Genomic DNA, 7539 nt, shown 5'->3' with positions numbered 1-7539 from the left:
CACTGGCAGAACTGGCGAGACCGGCACCGAGCACGAGCCCGCTGGCACCACCAACGAACCCGCCTCCGCCGACCACTCGAACACGCATACCCGCAGCTCACCTAACGAAATGCGGCTGCCGTACTAGTGACGCTGTCAAGTCCCCATAACATCGCTGCAATGCCTCAACCGAGGCCTCGGCGACTGGTGGTCACTCGGTCACGAGGGACTGTCTGAAAGTCGGCTCCGTCCCGTAGTCGGTGGTGACGCTGGGTTGAGTCACCGCGAGGAGGATGCGGTGGCGGAGAAGGTCGAAGCCTGCGTGTCCGTGCATCTGCCTCCTGAGTCGTTCGGTGTGGGGGGAGGCGTCGGTGTCGCGGTAGAGCACGACCGACCGGCCGTGCTCGGGGTGGTGGCGGACCACCCAAGCCAGGTCTTTTCGCGTCGGGTCGGTGGTGAAGGCGACCCAGCCGCCGTCGGTGCAGGTGTCGTGGCGGCCCCATATGCCCTGCTTGTGGCGGCCGATCTTCTCGATCTGCTCGCCGTTGTGGACCGGGATGTGGGTGTCGTCGACGAACGGCAAGTCGGCGCAACGAACACAGCAGCCGTCGGCTTCTGGAGACGGTAACCAGCCCGGACGCCGTCTCATTTAAGAGTGTCCGGTGATTTGTACGGTGAGAGGGGGTTATCCGTACACTTCCTTGGTTGTGACCGCATTCCTCACGGGCTACGCCCGCTGCTCGATCCGACACCCAGGACCTCACCGCACAGCGAGAGCGCCTGATCGGCCTTGGCGTTCCCGAAGACCGGATCTATCTCGACCGCGGGCTGACCCGGCACCCACCGCAACCGTCCGAGCCTGGACCAGGCGCTCGCCTCCGTGCGCGCCGGTGACGCCCTCGTGGTACCCAAACTCGACCGCCTCGCCCGCTCCGTCCCCGACGCCCGCGACATCGGCGACTCCCTCGTCGCGCGCAGTGGCCGGCTCTCCCTTGGCGGCAGCCTCTACGCTCTGGCCGACCCCAGGAGCAAGATGTTCTTCAGCATCCTGGCCACCTTTGCCGAGTTCGAGGTGGATCTCCTGCGGCTGCGAACCCGGGAGAGAATGGCCGTCGCCAGGGCGAAGGGCAAACTGAAGGGCAAGCAGCTCAAGCTGACGGCCCGGCAGCAGGCCCATCTGGTCGAGTAGCACGCCACCGGCGAGCACTCCATCGCCGACCTCGCCGAGTTGTTCTCCGTCAGGCAGGCGACGGTGCACCGCGTGTTGGAACGCCCCGCCGCGGCGACCCCACCGGGAACCAGCGCGTGACCGCCGCGCAAGCACGCGACGCCGGCGACGACACCCTCGACGGCGCCTGGTGGGCCGAGGACTCCGAGCGCTGGGACCTCCTGCGGTTCGAAGCAACCCACGACGAGGCCGGCCTGCCCGAGGATCGGTGGTGGAAGGACCGCCGGGACGTCCTGGACACGCTCATCCTTGCCCCAAGCCCGGTGGACCACGACTTCGCCCGCTTCCTGCTGGACCAGGAGACACAGTTCCACCGCCACTGCTGGGGCTTCAGCCACAGCATCGAAATCGCCGCGCTCCTGCTCGCCGAGCACCACCAGCCCGACGACGTCTGGCACATATGGCGGGCGATCACCACCAGCTTCGACACCTAGTGCGGCCTCCCACACCGACTGCTGCTCGCCGGAGGAGGAACGGCCCGCACCGTCGCCCACATCGCCGACTCCGGCCACGAACAGCGCGACAACCTGCTGCAGCACCTGCGCGAGATCCCGGAGGCGACCCATGACGACGTCACCGTGCTCATCGCCGAACGCCGCCGGTACTACTTCGACGCCCTCCGCAAGCCGGACGCAACCGCCCGCACTACCGCCTGAACTCACAGGTCGACGGCGTCGGCAGCGCCATTGGGGGCTTGTACCAGATCCGTCAACGGCACCCCGACTTCACCGATCCCGCCCAGCAGCCGACCGTGCACCCACGTCGTCCAGGTGCTGGCCGAGGCCGGGTACCACATCGAGCCGCACCCCTACGACGCCGAACTGCTGACGGTCCAGCGCCCCTGGTCGGGCAGACCCCGCCGCGCCAGCCCGCAGAGAGCGGGGGCGGCGCTGCGTCGAGTGCGGCGAGCCCCTGATCCCGGTCGAGGCCGCCGCCTCCCGCGCCCACCACTGGCACGGACGGTGCGCCGACTGCCAGGCCGAGCACATGGCCCGGATCGCCGAGCAACCACCGAGGGCACGACCAGCACTGAGCGGCACCGGAGTGAGCGGACCGGAACTCGGAAGGGACCAGATGGCTGCGGCCGCGGAGGTGTCACGGGCGGTCTCGCAGGTGAGTGTGGTGTTCAGCGCAGTGGGGCTGTCGGTGCAGGCCGAGGTGCGCGGAGAGTTGGACGTGGTGACCGCTCCGGCGGTGCTGAACCAGATTGGCAGGGCTACCTGCAGGTCTTCGTGGATCTCCCTGCGCAGGTCCTGCGAGACCATGTACTCGGCGACGAACACGCTCTTGACCGCGCGGCCCGCCTCTTCGATCGCCTAGTACACCAACTCCCAGTCGTTGTCCAACAGCGTCCACCCAGCGATCAGATCTTCCGGCTCCCACTCGCGACGCTTCCCGCCGGCCCGGCCGATCCCTCGAGAAAAGAGCAACGCGATCAAACGGGTCACCCCCCTACGCCCTGGTACGGCCGATTCGTGACGACCACGACCCGCAACCGTCACATAGCCCATCACTACTAATCAGCCTTAGCGGGTCGGCCTGGCGTTGTTCGGCAGACTCGTGTCTGACAGCCGCCAGCGGGTGAGCACTCATAGCTACTGGACCTTGAGTCCTGCCCAAAGATCGTCCCCCCGCTGGCCGGCCGGGAGAGTTGATCGCTGCTGGGGTATCGTGCCCGTCCGTCTGGGCGTGAGCACTGCTTGATCAGTTCGCCGATAGTTCTCCCGCAGGCTGCTGAGAAGTGATCGCGATCGAGGATCGGGGGTCGGTGTTGCGCCTGTTCATCGGGGACGACTGGGCCGAACAGCATCACGACGTCGAGCTGATGGACGCCGCTGGTCGCGTCCTGGCCAAGGCCCGCCTGCCCGAAGGGATGGACGGAATGGCACGGCCGCACGAGATGGTCGCCGCGCAGTTCGGTGACGCCTTCGACGAGGTCGAGGTGGTCGTAGGAATCGAGACCGACCGCGGTCCCTGCGTGCGGGCGCTAGTTGCCGCCGGATATGCCGTGCTGGCGGTCAACCCGCTGCAGGCCGCGCGGTATCGCAATCGGCTGAGTGTCGGGCGCCAAGAGCGACGCGGCCGATGCGCACATGCTGGCCGACATGGTCCGCACCGCCTCCCACCAGCTGCGTCCCGTCACTGGCGACAGCGACCAGACCGAAGCCATCAAAGTGGTGACCCGGGCACACAAGACACTGATCTGGAAGCGGACCCGGCACACTCAGCGGTTGCGGCACGCGCTGTGCGACTTCTTCCCGGCCGCCCTGGCCGCCCTTGAGGACCTTGCCACGCCCGACAGCCTGGAACTGCTGACCAAGGCCGCCGACCCGCAGATGGCGGTAAAACTGACCAGATCACCGCCGCGCTCAAGCGCGTCCGGCGCCGCAACATCGCCGACAGGGCCGTCGCGATCCAGGCCGCGCTGCGCACCAAGCACCTGGGACAGCCGCAGCGGTGACCGCTGCCTACGCCGCCACCGTCCACTCGGCGGTCGCCGTCCTGAAGGTACTCGGTGAGCAGATCAAAGCCCTGCAAGGGCAGGTGGAGGAGCATCTTGGGCGGCACCCGGCCGCTGAGAACCTGTTGTCCCAGCCCGGCCTGGGAAAGATCTTGGCCGCTCGGGTGCTTGCCGAGTTCGGCGACGATCCGCACCGCTACGCCTCCGCCAAGGCACGCAGGAACTACGCTGGCACCAGTCCTTTCACGCGGGCCTCGGGCAAGAAGAAGGTCGCGCTCGCCCGCTACGAGCACAACGATCGGCTCGTCGACGCCCCTGGACTCCCAGGCCTTCACCGCCCTGCAGACTTCGCCTGGCGCCCGCGCCTACTACGAGCGCCTTCGACCCCGCGACGTCTATCATCACGCCGCGCTGCGCCAGGTCGCCAAGGGCCTCGTCGGTATCCTGCACGGCTGCCTGAAAACCGGTACCCTCTACAACGAAGCGACCGCCTGGTCATATCACCTCAAACCCCTGGCAGCTTGACACCTAAGCACCTGGGATGTCTTTGGGGCCCGGGTCAGCTTCGGAAGCAGGACGCTTACACGTCCGGCATCTTGGCGAGGAGCCACCGGACGCTGTTGTCGCCGCCCAGTTGCGGGGCGTGCGTGATGGCCTTGTCGCACAGGTCGATGAGGTGCTGCAGTTTCCCGGTCTCGGGCAGTTCGACGTACTGGAACGTCGGCGCCATCTGCAGTTTCTCGTCGCCGCCGAACGGATCGGGCCCGAGCGGCGAGGTGACCATGATCTCGGCGATGTTGGCCAGGAGCCCCTGCATCGCGGAGACGAACATGCGCTCCAGTTTCCACCGCTCGCTGGAGGCACCCGGACGGACGTCCGCGCCGGAGGTCTCGTAGAGGACGTCGATCAGGTGGAGCACGTAGCAGTACGCCGCGTTGAAGAGCTTGCTGAGGGCGTCGGCGGTCTCGTTCTCCTCGTTCATGAAGAACTGGGGATCGTCGGGGACGTTCCAGATCGGCCCGATGGGCTCGATGCCGTCGGCGATCCGCTGGAATTTGGTGTAGTGCGGCAGCTCTTCGAGCCTGGCCTTGGGGTTGACCGGGTCGATCGGCACGGTGTGCTGGCCGGTCTTGGCGCCCTCGCCCTGCTCGACGATGATTTTCAGGGCCTTCTCGGCGGTCGCGTAGTCCTCGATGAGCATGGGGGAACCGCCGCCGTCCTTGTTCCAGTAAAGGTTGTCCCGTAATGGTGGAGGCGTGGGGCCGGGCGTGCTGCGGGTGACGTGCCGCTCCAAGCCGGATCAGCCAGCTATCGCCAGGTTGTGCATGAGGGCGATGCCGCGGGTGGCGTGCTGGACGCCGTCGTGTTTGCGGCGGCAGTTGCGCAGGATGTTCCACCACTTCATGTGCGCGAAGGCGTGTTCGATGCGGGCGCGCACCCGTTTGTGGACGGTGTTGAGTTTGTGGACGGTGTTGAGATCGTGCTGCCAGGCGGGCAGCTCGCCGCCGTCGCGGGGCCGCCGGTAGGGCATGATGACCTGCCGGTTTCCCTGGTAACCGCCGTAGGCCATCACATGCGCACCCCGGCACGCGGTATTGGCACCTGAATCGCGGAACGCGGTGCAGTCGTTGTGATTGCCCGGGACCGGACGTCCGACCGCGACCGCCAGCCGGGTGTTGGCGTCGATGACGACCTGCATGTTCACCGAGTACCGGTAGTTCTTGGACGAGGCGGTGACCGTCCGGTCGTGGACGGGAACCAGCGTCCCGTCCACGATCAGCACCGTGTCCGGATTGTGCCGGCGGGCGGCCGGGGCCAGTGCGAGCAGCGGCGCCAGGTGATCCACGACGCGGTGCGCGGCGGACTTGGACACCCCGAACAGCAACGCGACCTGCCGCAGCGTCAGGTTGGTGCGGTAGTACACAACGATCAGCAGCACCCAGTCGGCCAACGGCCGACTACACCGCCGCCCGGTCCCGGTCTGCTCACCGCCCCGACCTGCAACGACCCGCACCAGGCGGCGGGACTGCCGCACCGACAGGCCGGTGAACACCGGCACCCACTCGTCCCGATCGGCCCTGATCACCCGCTCCACCATCAAGATCAACGATCTTGATCCGCCTGACGTTACGGGACAGCCTTTAGGAGGCAAGGACAACTAGCCGGTAGACCGCGAGGCCGGCGAAGCCGTTCTGCGGGCGCTGCCGGGGATGGCCAAATCCGCTCAGCAGGACCGGGCGTTTGGGCAGCATCCTCAAGAGTACCGGCATACGGCTTGACCTGCGCGGACGAGGATTTCGGCAAGCACAGCCCCACCCGCACCTGTCAGCGTGGGCTCTTACCTACAACTCGCCCCGCTGCATCCGAAGAAGGTCGCCCCGCCCGATTCCGAGCAGGTGACGGGCCACCCCGAGCCCCTCATGCCCGTAGGCCAAGTGCACCAGTGCAGTGTCCAATGCCTCCAGACTCTGTCCCGTCAGCCCTTCGGACACTTCTCGTCTCCGGATCTGTTCGATGGCCTCTATCGCCATGCCCACGATGGTCCACATCGGATCCAGCGCATCCGTGACCCTTTCCACCGTCTTCCCAGCCTCAGCCAGAGCCAATCCGTCGACGCCGCTCACCGACGACCACGCCGCTTGCGCCTGCTCCTCCAGCGCATGCAGCGCCCGCTGGATCTCGCCGGTCGCTGTGTTCTGCATCGAAACCGCCACGATCGTCCCTCCGATGTTGCTCAACGTTTCGAGATCAAGCCCTGACCCAAGCTCCTTGGACCGACCTTCCGCAGGTACAGGTCTCGGTGGTTCGCCTCCACTTCTCCGTCGTCTTACCGTCCCGCGACTGTCGATAGTCATAGATCGTCGTCCGCACCCAATGGCAGAAGTGCCCTTGGCTGCTCGGCTGGTCGAAATCGAGAACCATGCTCTGTCCTTGCTGTCGTTGTCGTTCGCCTCGCACATGCCGAGACGCCCCGCTCTACGTTGGGCTGTTGAGGACTGTCCGGCGCTGGGGCCGACGCGCCGCCTCCAGGAAAATCGCCTCGCATCCGGGCGCCCTGCAGCGCCAAGCGTGCCGCAGGTGCGGGTAACGGTGACCGAGCATGAGCTGCACGCGGCACGGTGTCGCCGTTGTGGGGCGGTGACCAGGGCGGATGCCCCGCGTGGGTGTATGATCCGGCCTGTTATGGCCCGAATGCGACCGCGTTGGCGGCTCACCTTTCGGCTCAGCACCACAGCCCCGTCGGCCGGGTGGCTGAGATCCTCACCGATGTCTGTCGAATCGAGGTATCGACGGGGTGGGCCACCACGGCGTCCGAGCGTGCCGAAGCCGCGGTCGCCGAGGCGGTCGACGTGATCGAAGAGGCGATCGTGGGGGTGCCCGTGGCGCACTTTGATGAGAGCGTGACCCGCGTAAAGGGGCCCGCAACCAGTGCATGCACACCGCGGCCACTGCCACCTTGACCGCCTATCACATCGATTCCCATGGCCATGGTGTGGAAGCGGTCAAGGCGCTCGGGATCCTGCCGCGCTTCACCGGGGTCGCCGTCCACGATGCCTACGCCGGATATGACGGCTTCGCCGGGTGTGCGCACACGCTGTGTAACGCCCATGCGGTACGGGAGCCGGCCGCGATCGCCGAGTTCGACGCCGTCGCCCGCGACGGCTGGGCGGCCGAGATGATCGGCCTGCTCGGCGAGGCTCACCGCTGGTCCAGCGCCTGGCACCGCAAAGGACACACCCCGCTGGCCGTAGACGTGCCCCGTGGTGATGTCTACCACATAAACGCCATGGGGCGTCGCGGGATCCGTTGCCACCACCGTCCCGCCATAAATGAGTCCAGTCCGGGACGATCAGCGACCTCGGGGTAATCT

General features: G+C 66.9%; 5 protein-coding genes and 3 pseudogenes. 4 read left to right on the top strand and 4 right to left on the bottom strand.

The features are described from left to right. Positions 1-190: 190 nt before the first annotated feature. Positions 191-562, bottom strand: coding sequence for a hypothetical protein (locus F8568_RS47445; protein ID WP_151600176.1), 372 nt, complete (start codon positions 560-562; stop codon positions 191-193). Positions 563-826: 264 nt separating this feature from the next. On the opposite strand from F8568_RS47445, the pseudogene F8568_RS49220 reads away from it, so the two are divergent. From F8568_RS49220 to F8568_RS44420, 3 genes and pseudogenes are all read left to right on the top strand, one after another. After that, positions 827-1168: pseudogene (locus F8568_RS49220) on the top strand (recombinase family protein); the annotation flags it as partial. Between the two features lie 116 nt (positions 1169-1284). Continuing rightward, positions 1285-1641 (top strand): hypothetical protein, encoded by a 357-nt coding sequence (locus tag F8568_RS44425; protein ID WP_151600175.1) that lies wholly within the window; start codon positions 1285-1287, stop codon positions 1639-1641. A gap of 1343 nt (positions 1642-2984) precedes the next feature. Further along, positions 2985-4193: pseudogene (locus tag F8568_RS44420) on the top strand (IS110 family RNA-guided transposase). Between the two features lie 55 nt (positions 4194-4248). Here F8568_RS44420 and F8568_RS44415 read toward each other — a convergent pair. The 3 genes from F8568_RS44415 to F8568_RS44405 form a co-directional block, all read right to left on the bottom strand. Beyond that, complete coding sequence (locus F8568_RS44415) at positions 4249-4869, bottom strand: ferritin-like domain-containing protein (protein WP_151600173.1); 621 nt, start codon at positions 4867-4869, stop codon at positions 4249-4251. Positions 4870-4968: 99 nt separating this feature from the next. Beyond that, positions 4969-5763, bottom strand: coding sequence for a transposase (locus tag F8568_RS44410; protein ID WP_407924524.1), 795 nt, complete (start codon positions 5761-5763; stop codon positions 4969-4971). Between the two features lie 247 nt (positions 5764-6010). Then, a complete protein-coding gene (locus F8568_RS44405; protein WP_151600171.1) occupies positions 6011-6406 on the bottom strand; it encodes a hypothetical protein in 396 nt (131 codons plus the stop codon). 381 nt (positions 6407-6787) lie between these two features. On the opposite strand from F8568_RS44405, the pseudogene F8568_RS44395 reads away from it, so the two are divergent. After that, a pseudogene (locus F8568_RS44395) lies at positions 6788-7536 on the top strand (IS66 family transposase). Positions 7537-7539 lie beyond the last annotated feature (3 nt).

The organism is Actinomadura physcomitrii (assembly GCF_008923205.2).
In the GTDB taxonomy this organism is placed as follows: domain Bacteria; phylum Actinomycetota; class Actinomycetes; order Streptosporangiales; family Streptosporangiaceae; genus Spirillospora; species Spirillospora physcomitrii.
This window is presented reverse-complemented; position numbering and strand designations above follow the sequence as displayed.